This is a genomic window from Geodermatophilus sp. SYSU D00766 (assembly GCF_054049915.1).
In genome coordinates this window covers 46460-70333 of record NZ_JBJGYI010000007.1, presented here as the reverse complement: position 1 = coordinate 70333, position 23874 = coordinate 46460, and the positions used below count along the sequence as shown (strand labels likewise).

Annotated in this window: 25 protein-coding genes and 1 pseudogene; 18 read left to right on the top strand and 8 right to left on the bottom strand. The window is 74.2% G+C overall.

What is annotated here, in order from left to right:
• Positions 1 to 65: 65 nt before the first annotated feature.
• Both trpD and ACI8AD_RS08360 read right to left on the bottom strand, forming a co-directional pair.
• Entirely contained in the window at positions 66 to 1124 is a 1059-nt protein-coding gene (trpD, locus tag ACI8AD_RS08365; protein ID WP_456870067.1) for an anthranilate phosphoribosyltransferase, read from the bottom strand.
• The gene (locus ACI8AD_RS08360; protein ID WP_456870066.1) at positions 1121 to 1546 is read right to left on the bottom strand and encodes a hypothetical protein; all 426 of its coding nucleotides are present in this window, start codon (positions 1544 to 1546) and stop codon (positions 1121 to 1123) included. Before ACI8AD_RS08360 ends, trpD begins: the two co-directional genes overlap by 4 nt.
• Positions 1547 to 1688: 142 nt before the next feature.
• On the opposite strand from ACI8AD_RS08360, the gene ctaE reads away from it, so the two are divergent.
• From ctaE to qcrB, 4 genes are read left to right on the top strand one after another with little or no spacing between them, the layout of a single operon-like run.
• A complete protein-coding gene (ctaE, locus tag ACI8AD_RS08355) occupies positions 1689 to 2303 on the top strand; it encodes an aa3-type cytochrome oxidase subunit III (protein ID WP_281252194.1) in 615 nt (204 codons plus the stop codon).
• Positions 2304 to 2310: 7 nt separating this feature from the next.
• Positions 2311 to 3189 carry a cytochrome bc1 complex diheme cytochrome c subunit gene (gene qcrC / locus ACI8AD_RS08350; RefSeq protein ID WP_456870065.1) on the top strand — a complete coding sequence of 293 codons (879 nt, stop codon included), beginning with the start codon at positions 2311 to 2313 and terminating at the stop codon, positions 3187 to 3189.
• The gene (gene qcrA, locus ACI8AD_RS08345) at positions 3186 to 4298 is read left to right on the top strand and encodes a cytochrome bc1 complex Rieske iron-sulfur subunit (RefSeq protein ID WP_456870064.1); all 1113 of its coding nucleotides are present in this window, start codon (positions 3186 to 3188) and stop codon (positions 4296 to 4298) included. Before qcrC ends, qcrA begins: the two co-directional genes overlap by 4 nt.
• Entirely contained in the window at positions 4298 to 6016 is a 1719-nt protein-coding gene (gene qcrB / locus ACI8AD_RS08340; RefSeq protein ID WP_456870063.1) for a cytochrome bc1 complex cytochrome b subunit, read from the top strand. Before qcrA ends, qcrB begins: the two co-directional genes overlap by 1 nt.
• A gap of 528 nt (positions 6017 to 6544) precedes the next feature.
• Here the strand turns inward: qcrB and ACI8AD_RS08335 are convergent.
• Both ACI8AD_RS08335 and ctaC read right to left on the bottom strand, forming a co-directional pair.
• Positions 6545 to 6949 carry a cytochrome c oxidase subunit 4 gene (locus tag ACI8AD_RS08335; RefSeq protein ID WP_456870062.1) on the bottom strand — a complete coding sequence of 135 codons (405 nt, stop codon included), beginning with the start codon at positions 6947 to 6949 and terminating at the stop codon, positions 6545 to 6547.
• 51 nt (positions 6950 to 7000) lie between these two features.
• Positions 7001 to 7873 (bottom strand): aa3-type cytochrome oxidase subunit II, encoded by an 873-nt coding sequence (ctaC, locus tag ACI8AD_RS08330; RefSeq protein WP_456870061.1) that lies wholly within the window; start codon positions 7871 to 7873, stop codon positions 7001 to 7003.
• Positions 7874 to 8150: 277 nt separating this feature from the next.
• Here ctaC and ACI8AD_RS08325 point away from each other — a divergent pair, with 277 nt between their 5' ends.
• Genes ACI8AD_RS08325 through asnB form a run of 3 tightly spaced genes read left to right on the top strand, consistent with a single transcriptional unit; the run spans position 8151 to position 10874 of the window.
• Entirely contained in the window at positions 8151 to 8516 is a 366-nt protein-coding gene (locus ACI8AD_RS08325) for a metalloprotease (protein WP_456870060.1), read from the top strand.
• On the top strand, positions 8506 to 8892 hold the full coding sequence (locus ACI8AD_RS08320; RefSeq protein WP_456870059.1) for a DUF3817 domain-containing protein: 387 nt from the start codon (positions 8506 to 8508) through the stop codon (positions 8890 to 8892). The genes ACI8AD_RS08325 and ACI8AD_RS08320 overlap by 11 nt, the downstream gene beginning before the upstream one ends.
• 47 nt (positions 8893 to 8939) lie before the next feature.
• Positions 8940 to 10874, top strand: coding sequence for an asparagine synthase (glutamine-hydrolyzing) (asnB, locus tag ACI8AD_RS08315; RefSeq protein WP_456870058.1), 1935 nt, complete (start codon positions 8940 to 8942; stop codon positions 10872 to 10874).
• Between the two features lie 124 nt (positions 10875 to 10998).
• Here the strand turns inward: asnB and ACI8AD_RS08310 are convergent, their stop codons facing one another.
• Positions 10999 to 11355 carry a HesB/IscA family protein gene (locus ACI8AD_RS08310; RefSeq protein ID WP_091367274.1) on the bottom strand — a complete coding sequence of 119 codons (357 nt, stop codon included), beginning with the start codon at positions 11353 to 11355 and terminating at the stop codon, positions 10999 to 11001.
• Positions 11356 to 11496: 141 nt separating this feature from the next.
• On the opposite strand from ACI8AD_RS08310, the gene ACI8AD_RS08305 reads away from it, so the two are divergent.
• Positions 11497 to 12111: a DUF3043 domain-containing protein gene (locus ACI8AD_RS08305; protein WP_456870057.1), complete on the top strand. Its 615-nt coding sequence runs from the start codon at positions 11497 to 11499 to the stop codon at positions 12109 to 12111.
• A gap of 3 nt (positions 12112 to 12114) precedes the next feature.
• Here ACI8AD_RS08305 and ACI8AD_RS08300 read toward each other — a convergent pair whose 3' ends face one another.
• Positions 12115 to 12960 (bottom strand): alpha/beta fold hydrolase, encoded by an 846-nt coding sequence (locus tag ACI8AD_RS08300; protein WP_456870056.1) that lies wholly within the window; start codon positions 12958 to 12960, stop codon positions 12115 to 12117.
• A 66-nt stretch (positions 12961 to 13026) separates the two neighbouring features.
• On the opposite strand from ACI8AD_RS08300, the gene ACI8AD_RS08295 reads away from it, so the two are divergent.
• From ACI8AD_RS08295 to ACI8AD_RS08285, 3 genes and pseudogenes are all read left to right on the top strand, one after another.
• The gene (locus ACI8AD_RS08295) at positions 13027 to 13584 is read left to right on the top strand and encodes a TetR/AcrR family transcriptional regulator (RefSeq protein WP_456870055.1); all 558 of its coding nucleotides are present in this window, start codon (positions 13027 to 13029) and stop codon (positions 13582 to 13584) included.
• A gap of 39 nt (positions 13585 to 13623) precedes the next feature.
• A pseudogene (locus ACI8AD_RS08290) lies at positions 13624 to 13758 on the top strand (aldo/keto reductase); the annotation flags it as partial.
• On the top strand, positions 13728 to 14789 hold the full coding sequence (locus tag ACI8AD_RS08285; RefSeq protein WP_456870142.1) for an aldo/keto reductase: 1062 nt from the start codon (positions 13728 to 13730) through the stop codon (positions 14787 to 14789). The pseudogene ACI8AD_RS08290 and the gene ACI8AD_RS08285, both read left to right, overlap by 31 nt.
• Positions 14790 to 14830: 41 nt before the next feature.
• On the opposite strand, the gene ACI8AD_RS08280 is transcribed toward ACI8AD_RS08285, so the two are convergent.
• Positions 14831 to 15043, bottom strand: a complete 213-nt coding sequence (locus ACI8AD_RS08280; protein ID WP_456870054.1) for a hypothetical protein — start codon at positions 15041 to 15043, stop codon at positions 14831 to 14833.
• A 111-nt stretch (positions 15044 to 15154) separates the two neighbouring features.
• Here ACI8AD_RS08280 and ACI8AD_RS08275 point away from each other — a divergent pair, with 111 nt between their 5' ends.
• From ACI8AD_RS08275 to ACI8AD_RS08260, 4 genes are read left to right on the top strand one after another with little or no spacing between them, the layout of a single operon-like run.
• Complete coding sequence (locus ACI8AD_RS08275; protein ID WP_456870053.1) at positions 15155 to 15595, top strand: phage holin family protein; 441 nt, start codon at positions 15155 to 15157, stop codon at positions 15593 to 15595.
• On the top strand, positions 15592 to 16152 hold the full coding sequence (locus tag ACI8AD_RS08270) for a DUF3618 domain-containing protein (protein ID WP_456870052.1): 561 nt from the start codon (positions 15592 to 15594) through the stop codon (positions 16150 to 16152). The genes ACI8AD_RS08275 and ACI8AD_RS08270 overlap by 4 nt, the downstream gene beginning before the upstream one ends.
• Positions 16149 to 16424, top strand: a complete 276-nt coding sequence (locus ACI8AD_RS08265) for a DUF4235 domain-containing protein (protein ID WP_456870051.1) — start codon at positions 16149 to 16151, stop codon at positions 16422 to 16424. The genes ACI8AD_RS08270 and ACI8AD_RS08265 overlap by 4 nt, the downstream gene beginning before the upstream one ends.
• 40 nt (positions 16425 to 16464) lie before the next feature.
• Positions 16465 to 17601, top strand: coding sequence for a YihY/virulence factor BrkB family protein (locus ACI8AD_RS08260; RefSeq protein WP_456870050.1), 1137 nt, complete (start codon positions 16465 to 16467; stop codon positions 17599 to 17601).
• A 9-nt stretch (positions 17602 to 17610) separates the two neighbouring features.
• Here the strand turns inward: ACI8AD_RS08260 and gcvT are convergent, their stop codons facing one another.
• Positions 17611 to 18720: a glycine cleavage system aminomethyltransferase GcvT gene (gene gcvT / locus ACI8AD_RS08255; RefSeq protein WP_456870049.1), complete on the bottom strand. Its 1110-nt coding sequence runs from the start codon at positions 18718 to 18720 to the stop codon at positions 17611 to 17613.
• 81 nt (positions 18721 to 18801) lie between these two features.
• On the opposite strand from gcvT, the gene ACI8AD_RS08250 reads away from it, so the two are divergent.
• The 3 genes from ACI8AD_RS08250 (at position 18802) to sucB (ending at position 23835) form a co-directional block, all read left to right on the top strand.
• A complete protein-coding gene (locus ACI8AD_RS08250; RefSeq protein WP_456870048.1) occupies positions 18802 to 20313 on the top strand; it encodes a leucyl aminopeptidase in 1512 nt (503 codons plus the stop codon).
• 156 nt (positions 20314 to 20469) lie between these two features.
• Complete coding sequence (lpdA, locus tag ACI8AD_RS08245; protein WP_456870047.1) at positions 20470 to 21849, top strand: dihydrolipoyl dehydrogenase; 1380 nt, start codon at positions 20470 to 20472, stop codon at positions 21847 to 21849.
• Positions 21850 to 21915: 66 nt separating this feature from the next.
• Positions 21916 to 23835, top strand: a complete 1920-nt coding sequence (gene sucB, locus ACI8AD_RS08240) for a 2-oxoglutarate dehydrogenase, E2 component, dihydrolipoamide succinyltransferase (protein WP_456870046.1) — start codon at positions 21916 to 21918, stop codon at positions 23833 to 23835.
• The last annotated feature ends 39 nt before the right edge of the window (positions 23836 to 23874 follow it).

The window sequence follows — 23874 nt, the reverse complement described above, 5'->3', positions numbered from 1 at the left end:
CACGCCTCGCTCCGCTCGGCGCGGGCCCCTGGAGGGCGGCCGTTCCAGCACCTCGCGACGGGAGCTCAGCCCCCAGCGGCCTCGCGGCTGACGGCGACCCAGCGCTCGAGCAGGGCGGCGGCCCGGCCGTCGTCGACGGCGGCCGCGGCCCGCGCCGTGCCGTCGGCCAGCGCGGCGGTCAGCTCGCCCCCGCGCTCGTCGGCGGCGGCCAGCGCCGCGGCGGCGTTGAGCAGCACGGCGTCGCGCACCGCCCCCCGCTCCCCGGCGAGCACCCGCCGGAAGACCTCGGCGTTGTGCGCGGGGGTCCCGCCGCGCAGCGCGTCGGGGCCGGCGGTGGCGATGCCCAGCTCGGCGGGGTCGACCACCCCGGCGGTGACCGCGCCGTCGCGCGCCACCCACACCCGCGACGTCGTCGCGGTGGTGAGCTCGTCGAGGCCGTCGTCCCCGCGGAACACCAGCGCGCGGCTGCCCCGCGCGGCGACCACCTCCGCCAGCACCGGCGCCATCCGCGGGTCGGCGCAGCCGATCGCGGCGGCCACCGGCCGGGCCGGGTTGGTCAGCGGGCCGAGGAAGTTGAAGACCGTGCCGATGCCCATCTCCCGCCGCGGCGCCGCGGTGTGCCGGTAGCCGGGGTGGAAGACCGGCGCGAAGAAGAAGCCGATGCCGGCCTCCCGCACGCAGTGGGCCACCGCCGCGGCGGGGAGGTCGATGACGACCCCCAGCGCCTCGAGCACGTCGGCGGCCCCCGACGACGAGGAGGCGGCGCGGTTGCCGTGCTTGGCCACCGGGACCCCGGCGGCCGCGGTGACGACGGCGGCCATCGTGGAGATGTTGACGGTGTGCGCGCCGTCGCCGCCGGTGCCGACGACGTCGACCGTGGCGACGGGCAGGTCGACCGGCGTGGCCCGCTCCAGCATCGTCGCGGCCAGCCCGGCGACCTCGGCCGGCGCCTCGCCCTTGGCGCGCAGCGCGACGGCGAACGCGGCGATCTGGGCGGGGGTGGCCTCGCCGGTCATCACCTCGCGCATCGCCCAGGCGGTGTCGTCGGCGGTGAGGTCCTCACCGGCGAGCAGGCGCGACAGCAGGCCGGGCCACGTGGGTCCGGCGGCGGGGCGGGCGCTCACCGGCGGGCAGGTCGGGCCTGCGGGCCGCGGGCAGCCCGCTCGCGCAGCAGGCCGGCCACGACCTCGGGGGCGGTCAGCGCGTCGATCGGCAGGGCCAGCGTGGCGTCGGCCTGCGACCAGTGGGCCAGCCACCGGTCGGGCTGGCGGGCGATGAGCACGCAGATCGCCGGGCGGTCGGCGACCTCGACGACGAGCTGCCGCGACAGCGCGAGGCCACCGGTCGGCTGCGCCTCGCCGTCCAGGACGACGAGGTCCACCCCGCCGCCGTCGACGGTGTCGACGACGTCCTCCCCGGTGGCGCACTCGACCCACCGCAGGGGGCCGACGTCGGGTGCCGGGCGGCGGCCCACGGCGGTGCGGACGGCCTCGCGGACCTCGGGCCGGGAGCTGTAGACGAGGACGGTGGCCGGCGCGTCGATCACGCCCGGCAGCCTAGTGCCCGGGCGGGCCCGGTCCGGGGGACGCGACGCCCGTCCGGGGGACGGTCTCGGCCTGGTCACGGTGCAGGCACGCCGTGCCACCCACGGTCGGTGCACGTCGTCGACCGATGCCATGATGGACGTCGTGACAACGGCCCCCGTGGCGAGCAGCACCTTCGACACCTCGCGGGTGCACTCCCTGACCCGACCGAACATGGTCAGCGTCGGCACGATCATCTGGCTCTCCAGCGAGCTGATGTTCTTCGCCGGGCTGTTCGCCATGTACTTCACCGCGCGCGCCCGCGCGACCGAGGGCTGGCCCCCGGAACCGACCGAACTGAACCTGCCCTACGCGCTGTTCTTCACGCTGATCCTGGTGGCGTCCTCGGTCACCTGCCAGATCGGCGTCTTCGCGGCGGAGAGCGGCAACGTCTACGGCCTGCGCCGGTGGTTCACGATCACCTTCGTCATGGGCCTGGTCTTCGTCCTGGCCCAGTTCAACGAGTACCGGGTGCTGGTCACCGAGCACGGGACGTCGATCTCGAGCTCGACGTACGGCTCGGTGTTCTACCTGACGACCGGCTTCCACGCGCTGCACGTCATCGGCGGCCTGGTCGCGTTCGTCTACGTGCTCATCCGGTCCACCATGGGCCGTTTCACGCCGGCACAGGCGACCTCGGCGATCGTGGTCTCCTACTACTGGCACTTCGTCGACGTCGTGTGGGTCGGGCTCTTCGCCACGATCTACCTGATCCGCTAGGGAACCGGTGTCCACTCCGAACCCGCACTCCGACACCCAGCCCGACGAGGGCGCGCGCCGGTCCCGCTGGTCGCGCCGTCCTGCCGAGGGCACCCCGGCCGCGGCGGCCCGCGTCCGCCGCCGCTCCAGGCAGCGGCGGCGGCTGGGCAACGTCGCCGGCCTGATGGCCGGCCTCGTGCTCACCGGCGCCCTGTACTCCGTCGTCGCGCCCGGCGCGCTGGCCGCGCCCGAGGGCAGCGAGTCCAGCGCCGAGGCCGCCGGCCGGGAGCTGTACGAGCGCAGCTGCATCAGCTGCCACGGCGAGAACCTCGAGGGCGTGCCCAACCGCGGCCCGTCGCTCATCGGTGTCGGCGAGGCCGCCGTGTACTTCCAGGTCCACACCGGCCGCATGCCGCTGGTGCGCCAGGACGCGCAGGCCCCCGACAAGCCGGCGGTCTTCTCCGACGAGGAGATCGACCAGCTGATGGCCTACGTGCAGGCCAACGGCGGCGGCCCGACGCTCCCCTCCGGCGACCTGCGCGACGGCGACCTCGCGGCCGGCGGCGAGCTGTTCCGGCTCAACTGCGCCTCCTGCCACAACTTCGTCGGCGAGGGCGGCGCGCTGTCCTCGGGCAAGTACGCCCCGAGCCTCGAGGACGCCAACGACCTCGAGATCTACACGGCCATGCTGAGCGGCCCGGAGAACATGCCGGTGTTCGGGGACAACCAGCTCACCCCCGAGGACAAGCGGGCGATCATCAACTACATCCAGACGGTCACCGACATGCCCGACCCGGGCGGTGCCGGCATCGGCCGCATCGGGCCGGTGGGCGAGGGCGTCGTCATCTGGGTCGTCGGCATCTCCGCGCTGATGTTCGGGATCTTCTGGATGGGGAGCAAGGCGTGACCACGCACGACACCCGCCCCGGCAGCACCGGCGGGTCGGACACCCCCGGCCCGCTCTACGGCGGCCCGGACGACGACTACACCCCCGAGCAGCTCGCGGCGATGCCGCGTGAGGAGCTCGACCGGCTCGGCGCGCGCTACGACCACGTCGAGGTCCTCCACGTCGACCCGGGCCCCGAGCCCGGCTCGGCGGTCGAGAAGCGCGCCGTGCGCCAGGTCGGGCTGATGTTCGCCCTGGCCGGGCTGTCGGCGTTCGCCTTCTGCGTGGTCTACGCCGGCGCCGGCTGGTTCCTGCCCGACTGGCAGTGGGAGCTCGGCAGCAGCACCTTCAGCACCCTGTACACGCCGCTGCTGGGCCTGCTCATGGGCCTGGCGTTCACCTTCTTCGGCGTCGGGCTGGTGCTCTACACCAAGAAGCTGCTGCCCCACGAGACGGCGGTGCAGGACAAGCACGACGGGTCGCACTTCGACCGCGTGACCACCGGCGCCACCCTGGTCGGCGGCCTGCACAACTCGGGCCTGGCGCGGCGCAAGCTGATCACCCGGACGCTGGTGTTCATGGGCGGCGGCCTCGGGCTGATGCTGCTCGCCCCGCTCGGCGGCCTCATCAAGAACCCCAACCGCGGCAACCCGCTCGGCACCACCTCGTGGGCCGAGGGCGTGCGGCTGGTCCGCGACGACGGCACCCCGATCCGCCCCGGCGACCAGGTGCCCGGCTCGCTGGAGACGGTGTTCCCGGCCGTCCCCGGCGGCAACCGGCAGACCGACGTCGCCACCATGCTGATCCGGCTGCGTCCCTCGCAGCAGGACGCGGCGGTGCCGCGGGCGGGCCAGGAGGACTTCGGCTACGGCGACTACGTGGCCTACTCCAAGATCTGCACGCACGCCGGCTGCCCGGTGTCGCTGTACGAGCAGGAGACCAGCCGCATCCTCTGCCCTTGCCACCAGTCGCAGTTCGACGTCACGCAGGGCGCCAAGCCGGTCTTCGGCCCGGCCACCCGCTCGCTGCCGCAGCTGCCCATCACGGTCGACGACGAGGGGTTCTTCGTCGCGCGCAGCGACTACATTGAGGCCGTGGGTCCCACCTACTGGAACCGGGAGCGCATCTGATGGCTCGCACCGCCACCGCCCCGGGAGCGCCCAAGACGCTCGCGGGCAGGGCCGCTCTCGAGGTCGACGACCGGCTCATCGTCGCCGGTCCGCTGCGCCGGACGCTGAACAAGGTCTTCCCCGACCACTGGTCGTTCCTGCTCGGGGAGATCGCGCTCTACTCGTTCATCATCCTGCTGCTCACCGGCACGTACCTGACGTTCTTCTTCCAGGCCTCGATGACCGAGGTCACCTACGACGGCTCGTACGCGCCGCTGCGCGGCGTCGAGATGTCGATCGCGTACGCGTCGACGCTCGACATCTCCTTCGACGTCCGCGGCGGTCTGCTGATCCGGCAGATCCACCACTGGGCCGCGCTGCTGTTCATGGCGTCGATCGTCTGCCACATGCTGCGGATCTTCTTCACCGGCGCGTTCCGCCGGCCGCGGGAGACCAACTGGCTCATCGGTGTCACGCTGCTGATCCTCGGCATCTTCGAGGGCTTCGCCGGCTACTCGATGCCCGACGACCTGCTCTCGGGCACCGGCCTGCGGATCATGTCGGCGATCATCCTGTCGATCCCGGTCATCGGCACCTGGGCGCACTGGGCGGTGTTCGGCGGTGACTACGTCGGTGACCTGATCGTCGGGCGGCTCTACATCGCCCACGTGCTCATCATCCCGGCGATCATCCTCGGGCTGATCGCGCTGCACCTGCTGATCCTGGTCAAGCAGAAGCACACCCAGTTCCCCGGCCCCGGCCGCACGGAGCACAACGTCGTCGGCAACCGGCTCTTCCCGACCTTCGCCGGGAAGGCGACCGGCCTGCTGCTCGTCGTCTTCGGGGTGTGTGCCGCCCTCGGTGGCCTGGTGCAGATCAACCCGCTGTGGCTGTGGGGTCCGTACAACCCCGCCCAGGTCTCGGCCGCCTCGCAGCCGGACTGGTACGTGATGTTCCTCGACGGGTCCACGCGTCTGTTCCCGGCCTGGGACATCTACCTGCCGGGCAACTACAACATCCCGGCGCTGTTCTGGCCGACCGTGGTGCTCCCGGGCATCATCTTCACGCTCCTGCTCGCCTACCCGATGCTGGAGCGGGTGCTGACCGGCGACACCGCGTCGCACCACCTGCTGCAGCGCCCGCGCGACGTGCCCGTGCGCACCTCGCTCGGCATGATGGCGATCGCCTTCTACGTGGTGCTGCTGCTCTCCGGCGCCAACGACGTCATCGCCGACAAGTTCGACATCAGCCTCAACGCGATGACGTGGATCGGCCGCATCGGCCTGATCATCCTGCCGCCGATCGCCTACGTGATCACCTACCGGATCTGCCTGGGTCTCCAGCAGCACGACCGCGAGGTGCTCGAGCACGGCATCGAGACCGGTGTCATCCGCCGGCTGCCGCACGGTGAGTTCATCGAGGTCCACCAGCCGCTCGGCCCGGTCGACGAGCACGGCCACGGCGAGCTCGCCTACGGCGGCGCCCCGGTGCCGAAGAAGATGAACCAGGTCGGTGGCGCCCGGCGCGCCATCCGCGGCTTCTTCTCCCCCATCGAGGAGCCCCAGGCGGTCGAGCTCGAGCAGCGCGGCGAGGAGCGGGGCCTGGCCCCGGCCGACCCGCACCGCGAGCTGACCACCAGCGGGCGTCCCACCGAGGGCGGTCGCCCGTCCGACGGCGGGCGTCCCTCCGAGGGTGGCCGCCCGTCCGAGGGTGGCCGGCCTCAGGAGCCGCGCGACTGAGCACGACGCCCTGAGAGGGGCGGCCAGCAGGGCCCCGGTGGAGTCTCTCCACCGGGGCCCTGCTGCGTTCGCGGGCCGTACGCGGCCACGGAGGTCCTCCGGCCGTGCCGGCCGGCCTCTCCGTGCCGGGCTGCACGACCACGCGGCAGGCGCCCGGTGTGCCCGGCCGCGCCACCGGTCCCCGCTCCCCGGCCGCCGGTCCTCGCGGGCCGTCTGCGCCGGCGCCCCACGCGGCGTCCGCCGGGTGTTCGCAGGGCGGCGCGACCGCCCCAGCCGCTGCCCGTCCGTCGGTCAGGCGGCTCCGTGACCGCCCCCTCGCTGCCGTCCACCCCCGCCCGTCCCGGCCCCTGAGGGGCCGCACGGCGCTCCTCCGCTCCCCCGTACCACCGGGTGGACCCCTGCCGGCGGGGAGGCCGGGGCCACACAGCCGACGCCGGTGGGCCCCGGTCACCGTCGTCCGGGAGCCCCGCAGACGCACGAGGGCCCTCCCCCGCGGTGCGGGAGAGGGCCCTCGAGAGGTCGGGACGGTCAGCTGGACTGCGCGTTCTGCCCGACGTAGTACTCGAACAGCAGGCCGCCGATGGTGATCAGCAGCGCGACCACGCCGATGGCGATGAGCCAGTAGTACCAGAAGGCCATGCCGTAGCCGGTGATGGCCGCGCCCAGCGCGATGCCGAAGGGCCAGTAGCTGGCCGGGCTGAAGAAGCCCAGCTCACCGGCGCCCTCGGCGATCTCGGCGTCCTTGCGGTCCTCCGGCCGGGCGTCGATGCGCCGGGAGATGAACCAGAAGAAGCCACCGATCAGGCCGGTGAGGCCCGCGGACAGGATCAGCGCCGTCGTGCCGATCGGCTCGCGGCTCCAGAAGCCGTACACGGCCGCGGTGACGATGCAGAAGACCGCGATGAGGTTGAAGATGAGCGCCTCGACCTTCACGGTCGTCCTCCCTGCGCAGCGTCGGTGCGGTGGTCGATTCCGCCGGTCACGTCAGTTGGCTGCCTGCTGGTAGTACCCGTCGCCCACGCGGAAGGGACGGGTGGTGGTGGCCTCGCCGTCCTGGCCGATGGACTCCAGGGCCTCGCGGGTGGACTCGCCGGCCTCGCGGGCGTCCAGGTAGGCCTCGTAGTCCTCGGCGCTGACCACGCGGACCTCGAAGTTCATGTAGGCGTGGTAGGTGCCGCACAGCTCGGCGCAGCGGCCGACGTAGGCGCCCTCCTCGGTGGCGCGCACCTCGAACACGTTGTCCCGGCCGTTCTCGTTGCCCGGGATGACGTCGAGCTTGAAGAGGAACTCCGGCACCCAGAACGAGTGGATGACGTCGGCGGAGGCGACCTCGAAGCGGACGTCCTCGTCGACCGGCATGACCAGGATCGGGATCTCGTCGGTGGAGCCGACCGTGTTCACCGGCTCGCCGTCGTCACCGGTGGTCTCCGGGTAGACGAACTGCCAGTTCCACTTGAAGGCGTTGACCGCGATCGTGGCGCCGGGGTCGTCGCTGCGCTCCTGGACGTCGTTCTGCACCGAGACGGTGAAGAAGAACAGGACCGCGATGATGACGAACGGGACGATGGAGTACGCGATCTCCAGCGGCAGGTTGTAGGCCGTCTGCCGCGGCAGCTCGTCGCCGCGCTTCCGGTGGAAGACGACCGACCAGATGATCAGCCCCCAGACCAGGAAGCCGACGACGAGCGCGGCGATCACCGACCCGGTCCACAGCTCGCGGACCTGGGTGGCCTCCTCCGTGACGCCCTCGGGGAAACCGAAGCGCCAGAACTCGTTGTTGAGGTCGCACCCGGTGAGGGTGAGCACCCCCAGGAGACCGAGCGCGGCGACCCGCGCGAGCCTGCTGCGTCGAGCCACTGCCCGCTGCCTCCTCGTCCCTCCGCCCGGGCGTCCCGGGCGGCTCTGCCGGCGTCGCGCCGGTGGGTGCCCCACCTCGGACTTCGCGCCGGACGCCAGTCGGATCCGAGACTATCCGACCGCCCCCGGGGGCCGCCGACCGGAGACCCGGGAGCGGCGGGTCGGCCGGGGCTGCGGTGACGGCACACGACGGCGGTGACGAGATGCACTGCCCGCGCACGCCCGGTGTCCGCCCGGAGCCGCCGTCGGACCCGGCGGGGCGGTTAGAGTCGGAAGCGTGTGGACGCGGCTGCTGACCCCGAGGTGGGTGCTCCTGCACCTGCTGGTCGCCGCCCTGTTCGTCGCCACCTTCTTCCTCGGCGCCTGGCAGCTGGGCAAGGCCGAGAACGGCGGCGGTGCGGTCAACTGGAGCTACGCGCTGCAGTGGCCGCTCTACGGGTTCATGGGCCTGTGGTTCTACGTGCGCATGGTGCGCGAGGAACTGCGCCGCGACCCCGACGAGGACGAGCCCGGCAACGCCGTGGTGCTCTACCAGCGGCCGCGGATCGACACCACCGGCGACCCCGAGCTGGCCGCCTACAACGCCTACCTCGCCGAGCTCAACGAGCGGGCGCTGGGCCAGCGGGGTCCCGGTGGCAGCTGAGCAGTCCGCCGCGCAGACCACGGCGCGGTCCCGGCTCCCCCGGGCGCTGGCCCGCCGCGTCGGCAGGGACGTCCCCGCCGCCCTGACCCGGTACCGGGTGATGGCCTGGATCGTCGGCGTGCTGCTCATCGCGCTGGTCCTGGTCGCCGTCCCGCTCAAGTACGCCGCCGGCCTCGACGGACCGGTCGCGGTCATCGGCACCGCCCACGGCTGGCTCTACGCGATCTTCTTCCTGACCGCCTGCGACCTCGCGCTGCGCGCCCGGTGGACCCTGCGCGGGACCGTCCTGGTGCTGGTCGCCGGCACCGTCCCGATCCTGTCCTTCGTCGCCGAGCGGATCGCCACCCGCACGACCCGCGCCGGCGAGCGCCTCTGACCCCGTCCGGCACCGGCCGGGCACGATCCCCCGGGAGACCTGCGCCCATGTGCGGCCTGCTGGCCTACCTGTCCACCGACGCGCCCCGGGTCTCCGAGACCCACGTCGACGACGTCCGCGAGGCACTGCACTGCCTGCACCACCGCGGCCCCGACGACACCGCGGTGTGGTCCGACGGCCACGTCGTCCTGGGCTTCAACCGGCTGTCGATCATCGACGTCGAGGGCAGCCCGCAGCCGCTGCCCTACGCCGGTGACCGCTACCGGATCCTGTTCAACGGCGAGATCTACAACTACGTCGAGCTGCGCGAGGAGCTGCAGGCGGCCGGTCTGCAGCTGGCCACCCACGGCGACACCGAGACCATCGTCGCGGGGTACCACCTGTGGGGCCAGGACGTCGTCCGGCGGCTGCGCGGGATGTTCGCCTTCGTCATCTGGGACACCCAGACCGGCACCGCGTTCGGCGCCCGCGACCCCTTCGGCATCAAGCCGCTGTTCACCGCGCGCCTCGCCGACGGCGGGCTGGTCTTCAGCTCGGAGAAGAAGGCGCTGCTGCAGCTGCTCGGCGGCAGCGCGGCGGCGGGCGGCGTCGACCCGGCGTCCCTGCAGCACTACCTCACGCTGCAGTACGTCCCCGAGCCGGCGACCCTGCACCACGGCATCCGGCGGATCGAGAGCGGCACCAGCTTCACCGTCGTCGACGGCGAGCTGGCCACCAGCCGCTACTTCCACCCGGCCTGGCAGCCGCGGCCGGTGCCCGCCGGCGGCGAGCAGGAGCTGTACGACCGCATCGCCGCCGTCCTCGACGAGTCGGTGGCCAAGCACATGCGCGCCGACGTCACCGTCGGGTCGTTCCTCTCCAGCGGCATCGACTCCACGGCGATCGCCGCGCTGGCGCACCGCTACAACCCCGACCTGATGACCTTCACCGTCGGCTTCCAGCGGCAGGCGCAGTCGGAGGTCGAGATCGCCGCGGAGTCGGCGTCGATCCTGGGCGTGAAGCACGTGCCGGTGGAGGTCACCGCCGAGGAGTTCGCCGCGGCCATCCCCGAGGTGGTCTGGTACCTCGACGACCCGGTGGCCGACCCAGCGCTCGTGCCGCTGTACTTCGTCGCCCGCGAGGCCCGCAAGCACGTCAAGGTGGTGCTGTCGGGCGAGGGCGCCGACGAGCTGTTCGGCGGCTACACCATCTACCGCGAGCCGATCAGCCTGGCCTGGGCCTCGGGGCTGCCCCCGGCCGCCCGCGGGGCGATGGCCCGGATCGCCGACCTGCTGCCCGAGGGCGTGCGCGGGCAGGACCTGCTGCGGCGCGCGTCGACCCCGCTCGAGCAGCGGTACTACGGCAACGCCCGCAACATGCGCGACGACGAGCTCGCCGCGCTGCTGCCCGGCCGCGACCCCGACCTGTCGCACGTCGCGGTGACCGAGGACCTGTACCGGCGCACCCGCGAGGCCGGCTACGACGACGTGACGGCGATGCAGTACGTCGACCTGTTCACCTGGCTGCGCGGCGACATCCTGGTCAAGGCCGACAAGATGACCATGGCCAACTCGCTGGAGCTGCGGGTGCCCTTCCTCGACCCCGAGGTGTTCGCGATCGCGAGCTCGCTGCCGGTCGGGCAGCGGGTGCCGCGGCGCGGGGACGCCACCAAGTACGCGCTGCGCCAGGCGATGCGGCAGATCGTGCCGCCGCGGATCATGAACCGGCGCAAGCTGGGCTTCCCGGTGCCGACCGCGGAGTTCCTCGCCGGCCCGCTGCACGAGTGGGCCCGCGGCATCGTCACCGACAGCCAGACCCAGCAGTGGCTCGACCGCGACGTCGTCCTCGGCCTGCTCGACCGCCTGCGCGCCGAGGAGGTGCCCAGCAAGCGGGTCGCCCGTCAGCTGTGGTCGGTGCTGGTGTTCATGGTGTGGCACGGGATCTTCGTCGAGGACCGGATCGTCGTCGACGTCCCGGAGACGCACTACCCGGTCACGCTCTGAGAACGCAGAACGGCGCCCCTCCCCGGTGGGGACGGGGGCCGTTGGTGGGGCCGTGCTGGAAAGGCCCCGTAGCAGGGTCCCGGGGCGCGGGGAGGGTGCCCCCGGGGGCGACGGGGTCCACCCCTCAGTGGAAGCTGTCGCCGCACGCGCAGGAGCCCTGCGCGTTGGGGTTGTCGATCGTGAAGCCCTGCTTCTCGATGGTGTCGACGAAGTCGATCACCGCGCCGCCCAGGTACGGGCCGCTCATCCGGTCGACGATGACCTCGACGCCACCGAACTCGTAGGTCTGGTCGCCGTCGAGGAACCGCTCGTCGAAGAAGAGCTGGTAGCGCAGGCCGGAACAGCCACCGGGCTGGACGGCGATGCGCAGACGCAGGTCGTCGCGGCCCTCCTGGTCCAGCAGCGCCTTGACCTTCGAGGCGGCCGGCTCGCTGAGCAGCACGCCGGTGCTGCCGGGGGTCTCGGTGTCCTGCACCGTCATGTTCTGTCCTCCCACATCCGAGGGCGTCCGTTGCGGCACTCCCTGCCGCTGCCAACACCGCCGTGGCGGAGCCTGTTCCACTGTACGGCGCGCGGCCGCGCGGGCCAGTCCCCTGCGCGGGGCGCCGTAGACTGCACGGTCGTGAAGCTCCGCCTGCCCGGGCGCCGGGACCGCGTGACGACGGCGACCGAGACCGCCCCGGACACCGCCGCCGACGGCGTCGCGCTGGTGAAGTCCGGCGGCAAGGGCCGGCCCACGCCCAGGCGCACCGAGGCCCAGGGGCGCCGTCCCGGACCGCCTCCGCCTCCGCCCACCACGCGCAAGGAGGCCTACGCACGCGCGCGCCAGCAGCAGGCGCAGCGTCGCGCCGACACCCGCGCCGGGATGGCCCGCGGCGACGACTCCTACCTGCCGGCCCGCGACCGCGGCCCGGTCCGCCGGCTGGTCCGCGACCTCGTCGACGCCCGCCGCAACGCCGGCAGCTACTTCCTGCCGGTCGCCGCGCTCGTCCTCGTCGGCTACTTCATCCCCAGCCCGGCGGTGCAGAACTACACGGTGCTGCTCTGGTTCCTCTTCTTCCTGGTGATCATCGTCGACTCGGTGTTCCTCGGCCGGCGGATCAAGCGGGAGGTCGCCCGGCGGTTCCCCGACCAGAAGGCGACCAAGGGCGTGGTCTGGTACGGCGTCAGCCGCGCCACGATGATCCGCCGCTGGCGGTTCCCCAAGCCCGAGGTCGCCCTCGGCGCCGACGTCTGACGGTCAGGCCACCACGGCGCCGACGACGTCGCGCACGGCCGCGGCCACCGCGTCGGGCCGGTCCCACGGCACGAACGTCAGGGCGTCGTCGAGCCAGGTGACCTCCGTCCCCAGCAGCCGGGCCAGCCGCTCGGCGTCGCCGGGCGGGAAGACGCGGTCGCGCCGGCCCCAGACGACGGCGGCGGGCACCCGGAGCCGGCCCAGCGCCGGGACGGCGTCGAGCAGGGGTCCGCGCCGGACCGCGGCGACCAGCGCGGCGAGGTCGGCCCGCACCCCGGCGTCGGTGCGGGCGGGGTGCAGCAGGTCGGCGACCAGCGACCGGCCGAGGCCGCGGGCGCTGAAGAGGTTGACCCGGCCCGGGTCGGCGAGCAGCCGGGGGACGCCGAGGACGCGCACGACGGCCGCGGCCACACCCGGGACGCGGACGGCGCGCGGCAGTGGGCGCAGCAGCGGGGGCGGGAAGTGCTCGAACGCGTCGCACCCAGCGAGCACCAGCCCCGCCACCCGTCCGGGCGCGGCCGCGGCGGCCAGCTGGGCGAGCGCTCCCCCGGTGTCGTTGCCGAGCAGCACCGCGGTGTCGGCGTCGACCCCGTCGAGGACGTCGAGCAGCGCGGCGGCGACCGTCTCCGGCGTCAGCGCCGACCGGTCGGGCACCGGACGGCGGTGGGCGCCCAGCGGCAGGTCGGGGACGACGACGCGGATCCCCGGCCCGAGCGCCCCGACCACGCCGTCCCACAGCCGGCCGTCGAGCAGCAGCCCGTGCACCGCCAGCACGACCGGCCCTCCCCCGGTCGCCGTCTGCCGCACCCGGACGGGTCCCACCCGCGTCGCCACCGTCGTCCCGTCCATGACCGCCTCCTCCGTCCGAGGGTTCTGTAGCACCTGCTACACGGGGCTCAATGTAGCGTGTGCTACATGACGGCGGCAAGGGAACCGGGACAGCGCGAGGCGTACCTGGCCGGAGCCGTGGAGCACGTCCTCCGCGAGGGCGTGACCACCCTGTCGCTGCGCCCGCTCGCCGCGGCCCTGGGCACCAGCGACCGGATGCTCCTGTACTACTTCGGCACCCGGGAGAACCTGCTGTCCGCGGTGCTCGACGAGGTCGGCCGGCAGTTGCAGGCCGGCCTGGCCGCCGCCCTGCCCGGTGACGCCGTCCCGCCCGGCCGTCTCCTGCCGGTCCTGTGGGCGTCGGTGCAGGACGCCGGAGCGGAGGCGCACGTCCGGCTGTACCTGGAGGTGTCGGGCCTGGCCGCGCGCGGGCGGCAGCCCTACGCCGACCTCGCCCGCCGGGTCGCGGAGGACTGGCTGGCCTGGGTGGGGCCGCGTCTCGACGTCGACGACGCCGAGCGCCCCGCGGCCGCCGTCGGCCTGCTGGCGGCCCTCGACGGCGTGCTGCTGGTCCGTGCCGTGGCCGGTCCCGAGCGGGCGCACGCGGCGGCGGACTGGCTGGCCGGGCGACTGTCGGGCACCTGAGCGGGTGGGCGGGGCGCCGCGGGGCTAGCGTCGGGTCACGTGGAGTACCGACGCCTCGGCCGTTCCGGCCTGACCATCTCCGAGATCGCCTACGGCAACTGGCTCACCCACGGTGGCCAGGTCGAGGAGGACGCCGCGCAGGCCTGCGTGCGCGCCGCCCTCGACGCGGGCATCACGACCTTCGACACCGCCGACGTCTACGCCGGCACCCGCGCCGAGGCGGTCCTCGGCCGCGGGGGGGGGGGGGGGGGGCGGGGGGGGCCGGGGGGCGGGGCGAGGGGCTACCCGCGCACCGCCCGCCCGACCCCCCCCCCCCCGCACCCCCCCGACCCGCCCCCCCGCACGACCCCCCAAACCCCCCCACCCACCCCCCCCCCCCCCCCCCCCCCCCCCGCCCCCCGGCCCCCCCCCCCCCCCCCCCCCCCCCCCCCCGCCGCGAGGGCCTGGAGATCTTCACCAAGGTCTACTGGCCCACCGGCCCCGGCCCGAACGACCGCGGTCTGGGCCGCAAGCACGTCCAGGAGAGCTGCGAGGCCTCGCTGCGGCGGCTGCAGACCGACCACATCGACCTCTACCAGGCGCACCGCTACGACGAGACGGTGCCGCTGGAGGAGACCATGACCGCCTTCGCCGACCTGGTGCGGGCGGGCAAGGTGCTCTACATCGGGGTGTCGGAGTGGCGCGCCGAGGAGATCGCCGCCGGCGCGGCGCTGGCCCGCGACCTCGGCGTCCAGCTCATCAGCAACCAGCCGCAGTACTCGATGCTCTGGCGGGTCATCGAGGAGGAGGTCGTCCCGACGTCGCAGCGCGAGGGCGTCTCGCAGATCGTGTGGTCGCCGCTCGCCCAGGGCGTCCTCACCGGCAAGTACCGGCCGGGTGAGCAGCCGCCCGCCGGCAGCCGCGCCACCGACCCGGAGGCCGGCCGGTTCATCCGGCAGTTCATGACCGACGACGTCCTCACCCGGGTGCAGGACCTGCGGGCGGTCGCCGACGACCTCGGGCTGTCCATGGCGCAGCTCGCGGTGGCGTGGGTGCTGCAGAACGAGAACGTCGCCGCGGCGATCATCGGCGCGACCCGGCCCGAGCAGGTGCACGACAACGTGAAGGCCGCCGGCGTCCGGCTCGAGGCCGACGTCCTCGCCCGGATCGACGAGGTCCTCGGCGACGTCGTCGAGCGGGACCCCGCGAAGACCTCTCGAGGGTGATCCCCGCCGCCCCGGCCTGACCCTCGACGTCGAGGTGAGGTTCAGGCCGGGGCGAGGCCCATCGGGCCGTAGGCCTTCCGGTCGCCGTCGAAGAGGGACACCGTCGCCACGCCGCGGGCGAGCAGGTCGCGCCAGTTCTCCCCCAGCCACGACTCGGCGTCCCCCTGGTTGTCCGAGCGCGGCACCTCGACGCCGAGCGCGGCGGGGTCGATGGTCGCGCCGTCGGGGTCCTCGAGCCGCCAGGTCCAGGTCATGGACGGAGGCTAGTGAGGCCGGCCGTGTCCGGGGTGTGACCGGTCACCGGGTGTCGGGACCGGCCGGCGAGGGCATGGGAGGTCCGACCACCCGTGCCCACCGGAGGACCGATGACCGTGCCGACCACGGGGGGCGCCTCGCGCGCCACCCCGCCACCGCCCTCGACCGAGGACGCCTCCACCGGGCAGCTGATCAGCCAGCTGACCGAGCAGGTCTCGCGCCTGGTGCGCGACGAGGCCCGGCTGGCGCAGGCCGAGATGACGCAGAAGGCCAAGCGCCTGGGCGTCGGCGCCGGTCTCTTCGGCGGTGCGGGGCTGTTCGGCTTCCTGGGGCTGTGCGTGCTCGTCGCCACCGCCGTCCTCGCCCTCGACGTGGTGTTGCCGGCCTGGCTGGCCGCCCTGATCGTGGCCGTGGTGCTGCTCGCCGTCGCCGGTGTGCTCGCGCTGATCGGGAAAAAGGATGTCCAGCAGGGTTCCCCGCCGGTGCCCACCGAGGCCATCGCGAGCACCAAGGCCGACATCGCGACCGTCAAGGAGAGTGCGCGCCGATGAGCACCCCGTCCGGCAGCTCCCGCCCCGACGGGCCGGACTCCGGGGCCACCGGCCCCGCCGACCCCGACGCCATCAAGGCCGAGATCGAGGCGACCCGCGAGCAGCTCGGCCGCACCGTCGACGAGCTCAGCGCCCGCCTCGACGTCCCCGCGCGGGCCAAGGAGGGGGCGGCGCGCGCCAAGGACACCGCCGTCGAGACCTACCGGGAGAGCCCGCCGGCCGTCATCGGCGCCGGTGCCGCGCTCGCCGGCCTGGTCGGCCTGCTGACCTGGCGCCGCCGGCGCAAGCGCCGCCGCGCCGCGGCCGTCTCCACCGCGACGGGCGCCGCGCTGGCCCAGGCGCGCGCGGAGGCCCGGCGCGCCCGCGCGCAGGCCGCGCGGGAGACCGCCCGCGCGCAGCGGGCCGTCGCCCGGGACGCCCGGCGCCGGGCCCTCGCGCAGGGCGCCGCGAAGAAGGCCGTCGTGACGAAGGCCGCCTCCACCAAGGCCACCTCCACCAAGGCCACGGGCAAGGGCATCGCCAAGAGCGGGGCGGCGAAGGGGAAGGTGCGCAGGTGAGCGGTAAGGGCGCCAAGCTGGTCTACCGCCCGGTCGGCCTCGGCGCCGGCATCCTCGCCGGTGTCGTCTCGGGCGCGATCTTCAAGCAGGTCTGGAAGCGGGTCTCCGGCGAGGAGGACGCCCCCGACGCGCTGCAGAGCGAGTACCGCATGCGCGAGGTCGTGCTGGCCGCGGCGATCCAGGGCGCCATCTTCGCCGCGACGAAGGCGACCATCGACCGGCTCGGGGCACGCACCTTCACCAAGCTGACCGGCACCTGGCCGGGCGACTGACGGACGGCACGGGCGCGCGACGTCGACGGGAGGGACGCAGATGGCCGGGACGAGGGAGCGCGACAGCGCCGTCGACCGGATCCGGCAGCGGGTGGAGGAGAAGGCGGCCCGCCGCGCGGCCGCCCGGGAGGCCGAGGAGCGGGCCGCCCGCGGTGAGGGCCCCTCCGATCCCGGCCGGGTGCCACCTGGTGGCCCCGGCGCCGCGCAGCTGCCCGGCGTGCACGCCGAGTCGCCGACGCAGATCCCGGCGCGGGGGTGGAAGCAGGTCGTCAAGCGGGCGTGGGCGGAGAACAACGCCGACAACATGCCGATCATCGCCGGCGGCGTCGCGTTCTTCGCCTTCCTGGCGATCTTCCCGGCGCTGATCGCGACCATCTCCATCTACGGCCTGGTCGCCTCGCCGGAGACCGTCGCGCGGCAGGTCGAGAGCCTCTCGGCGCAGCTGCCCGACGAGGCGGCCGCCCTCATCGGCGACCAGCTCACCTCGATCACCCAGAACAGCGGCGGCGCGCTGTCCGTGTCGCTGGTGGTCTCCGTGCTCGCGGCGCTGTGGTCCGCGTCCGGCGGCACCGGCAACGTGATCACCGCGGTCAACATCGCCTACGACGAGGTGGAGACCCGCGGTTTCGTCAAGCGTAAGGCGATGGCGCTCGGGCTCACCCTTGGCGCCATCGTGTTCGTGCTGGTGACGTTCACGCTGGTCGCCGTCGTCCCGGCGGTGCTCGACTCGCTGCCGCTGGGCGTCGTCGGCACGGTCCTGGCGCAGGTCGTGCGCTGGGTGCTGCTGCTCGGGGTGTTCGCCGGCTCGCTGGCGGTGCTCTACCGGGTGGCGCCCGACCGCGACGCACCGCAGCTCAAGTGGGTGAGCCTCGGCGCGATCGTCGTCACCGTCATCTGGGCGCTGGTCAGCCTCGGCTTCAGCTTCTACGTCAACAACTTCGGCTCGTACGACAGGACCTACGGCGCGATCGCCGGCGTGATCGTGCTGATGCTGTGGCTGTACCTGACCTGCTACCTGGTGCTGCTCGGCGCGGAGATCAACTCCGAGGCCGAGCACCAGACGGCGGAGGACACCACCGAGGGCGAGCCGGTGCCGATGGGGCAGCGCAACGCCACCGTGGCCGACTCGCTGCCCGACCCGCCGGAGCCGACCAAGGAGTCGAAGCAGAAGGCGTGAGCCGGTCCGCTACCGCACGTGGGAGGGCACGAACGGCGGCCTGACCACCTCGACCGGCTGCGGGCGGCCCCGGACGTCGACGGCGAGGGCGGTCCCCTCGGCGGGCTGCGCGGCGGTGTCGAGCAGGGCGAGCGCGATGCCGGTGCGCAGGCTGGGCGAGAAGGTGCCGCTGGTGACCTCGCCGACCCGCGCCCCGCCGTCGTCGAGGACCGCCATGCCCGGGCGCGGGATGCCGCGGCCGGGGGCGCGCAGGCCCCACAGCAGCCGCGCGGGACCGGCCTCCTTCTCGGCCAGCAGGGCCTCCCGCCCCCAGAACGCCGGCTTGCGCCAGCCCACCGCCCAGCCGCTGCGCGCCTGGTTGGGGGTGATCGAGCGGGACAGCTCGTGGCCGTGCAGCGGGTAGCCCATCTCGGTGCGCAGCGTGTCGCGGGCGCCGAGGCCGCACGGGCGGATCCCCTCGGCCGCGCCGGCGGTCAGCAGCCGGTCCCACAGCTCGCCGGCGCGGTCGGCGGCGACGAGCAGCTCGTAGCCGTGCTCGCCGGTGTAGCCGGTGCGGCAGACGGTGACCTCCTGCCCCTCCCCGCCGGCGAAGGCCATGTAGGACAGGTCGGCGGCCAGCCCGGCGGCATCCAGGACGGCGGCCGAGCGCGGCCCCTGCACGGCCAGGACGGCGACCTCCTCGTGCCGGTCGGTCACCGTCACCCCCGACGGCGCCGCGTCGGCCAGCCGGGCGAGCACCTCCTGCGCGTTCGCCGCGTTGGGCACGAGCAGGACGTCGTCGTCCCCGTGCAGGTAGACGATCAGGTCGTCGACGACGCCCCCCGCGTCGGGCTCGCCGTCGGGGACGCAGCAGAGCGTGTACTGCGCCTGCCCCGGGCCGATGCGCGAGAGGTCGTTGCTCAGGCAGGCGTCGACCAGCGCCGCGGCGCCCGGGCCGCGCACCGTGCCGGTGCCCAGGTGGGACACGTCGAACAGGCCCACCGCCTCGCGCACCGCGGCGTGCTCGGCGAGGACGCCGCCGCCGGCGTACTCGATGGGCATCGACCACCCGCCGAAGTCGGCCAGCTTGGCGCCGGCCGCGACGTGCCGGTCGTGCAGGGGCGAGGTCCGCGCGGTCACCCCCGCACCGTAGCGACGCCCACCCGCCGACTCCTTCGCCGTCCTCACGACCCCGCCGACGGTGCCCCCTACGATGCAGCGGTGCCGCCGACGATCACCGCCACCGACCGCCCGCTCGAGAAGACCTCCGCCGACGCCGTCGTGGTCGGCGTCGGCAAGGGCGCCTCCGGCCTGCTGCCCACCCCCGGCGCCGAGGCCGTCGACCGCCTGCTCGGCGGCCGGCTGCTGCCCGCGCTGGCCGACCTCGGGGCCCGCGGGGCCGCGGACGAGGTCACCCGGGTCGCCAGCCTCGGCCAGGGCCCCTTCCCCGTCGTGGCGGCCGTCGGCCTCGGGGCCCCGGAGGCGGCCGGTGGGTACTCCGCCGAGGCGGTCCGCCGCGCCGCCGGTGCCGCCAGCCGCGCGCTGGCCGGCCGCGCCTCGGTGGTCACCCTGCTGGCGGCCGTGGGCGGCACGCCGGACGCCGAGCGGCTGCACGCCGTCGGCGAGGGCTCGCTGCTGGGCGCCTACGAGTTCACCGCCTACCTCTCCGACCTGCCCGCGGACCGGCCGACGCCGCCGCGCGAGATCACCGTCGTCGTCCCGGACGCCGGCGCGGCCAAGGCGCCGCTGAACCGGGTGCGTGCCGTCGCCGACGCGGTGGCCCTGGTGCGCGACCTGGTCAACACCCCGCCCAACGACCTCTACCCGGCCGAGTTCGCCGCCCGCGGCGCGGCGGCCGGCAAGGCCGCGGGCCTGTCGGTCGAGGTGCTCGGCGAGGCGGAGCTGGCCGCCGGCGGCTACGGCGGCGTGCTCGCCGTCGGCGGGGGCTCCGCGCGCGGCCCGCGGCTGCTGCGGCTGACCCACCGCCACCGGAAGGCGCAGAAGAAGGTGGCCCTGGTCGGCAAGGGGATCACCTTCGACAGCGGCGGCCTGTCGATCAAGCCGGCCGCGAACATGCACCACATGACCAGCGACATGGCCGGCGCCGCCGCCGTGATCGCCACCGCCTGCCTGGTGGCCCGGCTCGGCCTGCCGGTGGAGCTGACCGCCACCGTGCCGATGGCGGAGAACCTGCCCAGCGGCACCGCCTACCGCCCGGCCGACGTGGTCACCTTCCGCAACGGCAAGAAGGCCGAGATCACCAACACCGACGCCGAGGGCCGCGTGATCCTCGCCGACGCCATCGCCCGTGCCGCCGAGGACTCCCCCGACGTCCTGCTGGAGACCTCGACGCTGACCGGCGCGCAGCTGGTCGCCCTCGGGGCCCGCACCGCCGGCGTCATGGGCAGCGACGACCTGCGCGACGCCGTCGTGGCCGCCAGCCGCCGCAGCGGCGAGCCGATGTGGGCGATGCCGATGCCCGAGGAGCTGCGGCGGGGCATCGACTCCCCGATCGCGGACTTCGTCAACGCCAACGCCGACCGCATGGGCGGGATGCTCGTCGGGGCGCACTTCCTCGCCGAGTTCGTGCCCGCCGGTCTGCCCTGGGCGCACATCGACATCGCCGGCCCGAGCTACAACACCGGCGCCCCGTGGGGCTACACGCCCAAGGGCGGCACCGGCGTCCCGGTCCGCACGCTGCTGGCCACCATCGAGGACCTGCTGACCCGCTGAGCACCCGCCGGCCGGGCCGCCGGCGTCGCGCCCGCGACCCGCGCCCGGCCGGTGGTCGGCGCCCCGGGCCTGCAGTTCTCCGGAGTGGCAGGATGGGCCAGGACCATCCCCCCGCCCGCACCGGCGGGGAAGGCCGAGATCAACGAGGAGCACGTCGTGAGCGCACCCACCACCCCCGCCGACCTGGTCATCCTCGGCGGTGGCTCGGGTGGCTACGCCGCCGCACTGCGCGCGGCGGAGCTGGGCCTGTCGGTCGTCCTGATCGAGAAGGACAAGGTCGGCGGCACCTGCCTGCACCGGGGCTGCATCCCCACCAAGGCGCTGCTGCACAGCGGTGAGATCGCCGACCAGGCCCGCGAGGGCGAGCAGTTCGGCGTCAAGACCTCGCTGGCCGGCATCGACATGGACGGCGTCAACGCCTACAAGGACGGCGTCATCGCGCGGCTGTACAAGGGCCTGCAGGGCCTGGTCAAGAGCCGCGGCATCACCTACGTCGAGGGCGAGGGCCGGCTGGTCTCCCCCACCGCCGTGTCGGTGAACGGGCAGACCTACGAGGGCCGGCACGTCCTGCTGGCCACCGGCTCCTACTCCCGCAGCATCCCCGGCGTCGAGCTCGACGGCGTCCGCGTCATCGACAGCGAGCAGGCGCTGGCGCTCGACCGCGTCCCGACCTCGGCGATCATCCTCGGCGGCGGCGTCATCGGCTGCGAGTTCGCCAGCGCGTGGAAGTCCTTCGGCGTCGACGTGACCATCATCGAGGGCCTCAAGCACCTCGTGCCGCTGGAGGACGAGAGCTCCTCCAAGCTGCTGGAGCGGGCGTTCCGCCGTCGCAAGATCAACTTCGAGCTGGGCAACCTGGTGTCCGGGGTGGCCCACACCGAGAACGGCGTCAAGGTCAGCCTGCAGAACGGCAAGGAGTTCGAGGCCGAGATCGTCCTCGTCGCGGTCGGCCGCGGTCCGGTCAGCCAGGGCCTGGGCTACGAGGAGGCCGGGGTCGCGATGGACCGCGGCTTCGTGCTGGTCGACGAGTACTGCCAGACCAACGTCCCGACCATCTCCGCCGTCGGGGACCTCATCCCCACCCTGCAGCTGGCCCACGTCGGCTTCGGCGAGGGCATCCTCGTCGCCGAGCGGCTCGCCGGGCTGCCGGTCGTCCCGATCGACTACGCGGGTGTCCCGCGGGTGACCTACTCCGAGCCCGAGGTGGCCTCGGTCGGCCTCACCGAGACCCAGGCCCGCGAGCAGTACGGCGACGTCGAGACCCTCACCTACGACCTCGGGGGCAACGGCCGCAGCCAGATCCTCAAGACGCAGGGCGCGGTCAAGCTCATCCGCCAGAAGGACGGCCCCGTGGTCGGCGTGCACATGGTCGGCAGCCGGGTCGGCGAGCTGATCGCCGAGGCGCAGCTGATCTACAACTGGGAGGCCCTGCCCGACGAGGTGGCCGCCCTGATCCACCCGCACCCGACCCAGAGCGAGGCCATCGGCGAGGCCCACCTCGCGCTGGCCGGCAAGCCGCTGCACGCCCACAGCTGACGCCGCTCCCCGCGTCGCCGACCGCCGTCTCCCCTCCCCTCGCGACCCCGAAGGAGCCCTCTCCCGATGCCGACCTCCGTCACCATGCCCGCCCTGGGCGAGAGCGTCACCGAGGGCACGGTCACCCGCTGGCTCAAGCAGGAGGGTGAGCAGGTCGAGGTCGACGAGCCGCTCCTCGAGGTGTCCACCGACAAGGTCGACACCGAGATCCCCTCCCCGGCCGCGGGCGTGCTCACTCGGATCCTGGTGTCCGAGGACGAGACGGTCGAGGTCGGCGCCGAGCTCGCGGTCATCGGCGGCGAGGGCGACGGCGACGCCGGAGGCGCCCCCGCGTCCGCCGACGACGCCGACACCCCGCAGACCCCCGCCGAGCAGGTGGAGGACGCGGGCCCCGGCCCGTCGGAGGAGCCGCAGCCCGCTCCGGCGGCCGCGGCGCCGTCGTCCGGTGGGCAGGACGGTGGCCAGGGCGGCGGCCAGGGTGGTGGTGAGGGGACGCCGGTGACGATGCCGGCGCTCGGCGAGAGCGTCACCGAGGGCACCGTGACCCGCTGGCTCAAGGCCGTCGGCGAGGAGGTGACCGCGGACGAGCCGCTGCTGGAGGTCTCCACCGACAAGGTCGACACCGAGATCCCGGCTCCGGTGTCGGGCACGCTGCTGTCGATCAGCGTCCAGGAGGACGAGACGGTCGAGGTCGGCGCGCAGCTCGCGGTGATCGGCAGCGGGGCAGCGGCGAGCGCCCCCGCCGAGCAGGAGGCGCCCGCCCCGCAGGAGGCCCCTGCCCCGCAGGAGGCCCCTGCCCAGCAGCAGACGCCCGTGCAGCAGCCGCCGGCACCGCGCCAGGAGCCGCCGGCCGCCGCTCCTCCCGGGCCCCCGCCGTCGGTGCCCGCCGGCGCCGACTACGGCTCCGGGGCCGCCGAGACGGTCGCCGAGCAGCGCAGCACCCCGCCGACCCAGCCGCGCCCGGCTCCCTCCGGTGGGCAGGCCCCGGCTCCGGCGTCGACCCCGGCGCCCGCCGACGGCGGTGGCACCTACGTGACGCCGCTGGTCCGCCGTCTGGCCGCCGAGCACGGTGTCGACCTCACCGCGATCGAGGGTACCGGTGTCGGGGGTCGGATCCGCAAGCAGGACGTCCTCGCCGCCGCGGAGTCGGCCAAGGCCCCCGCGGAGGCGCCGGCCGAGGCACCGGCTGCTGCGGCACCCAGCGCGCCCGCCGCCGGCCGGCCCGCTGCCCCCTCCCCCGCGGCGCAGCCCGACCCGTCGCTGCGCGGGCGCACCGAGAAGATGTCGCGGCTGCGCGGGGTCATCGCCCGGCGCATGGTCGAGTCGCTGGCGATCAGCGCACAGCTGACCACCGTCGTCGAGGTCGACGTCACCCGGATCGCCCGGCTGCGCGACCGCGCGAAGCGGGACTTCCAGGCCCGCGAGGGCGTGAAGCTGTCGTTCCTGCCGTTCTTCGCCAAGGCGGCCGTCGAGGCGCTCAAGGTCCACCCGGCGGTGAACTCCTCGGTCGACCTGGAGGCCGGGACGGTCACCTACCACGACGCCGAAAACCTCGGCATCGCCGTGGACACCGAGCGTGGACTGCTGGTGCCGGTCATCCACGGAGCCGGCGACCTCAGCCTCGGGGGTCTGGCCCGCAAGATCGCCGACCTCGCCGAGCGGACCCGCATCAACAAGGTCACGCCGGACGAGCTCGGTGGGGGCACCTTCACGCTGACCAACACCGGCAGCCGAGGCGCCCTGTTCGACACCCCGATCATCAACCAGCCGCAGGTGGCCATCCTGGGCACCGGCTCGGTCGTGAAGCGGCCGGTCGTCGTGCAGGACCCCGACCTCGGTGAGGTCATCGCCGTCCGGTCGATGGTGTACCTGGCGCTGACCTACGACCACCGGATCGTCGACGGTGCCGACGCGGCGCGGTTCCTCGTGACCGTGAAGGAGCGCCTGGAGGCCGGTCAGTTCGAGGGCGAGCTCGGCCTGTCCTGACGTCCCCGGTCGGGTCCCGGCGTCCGCGCCGGGACCCGG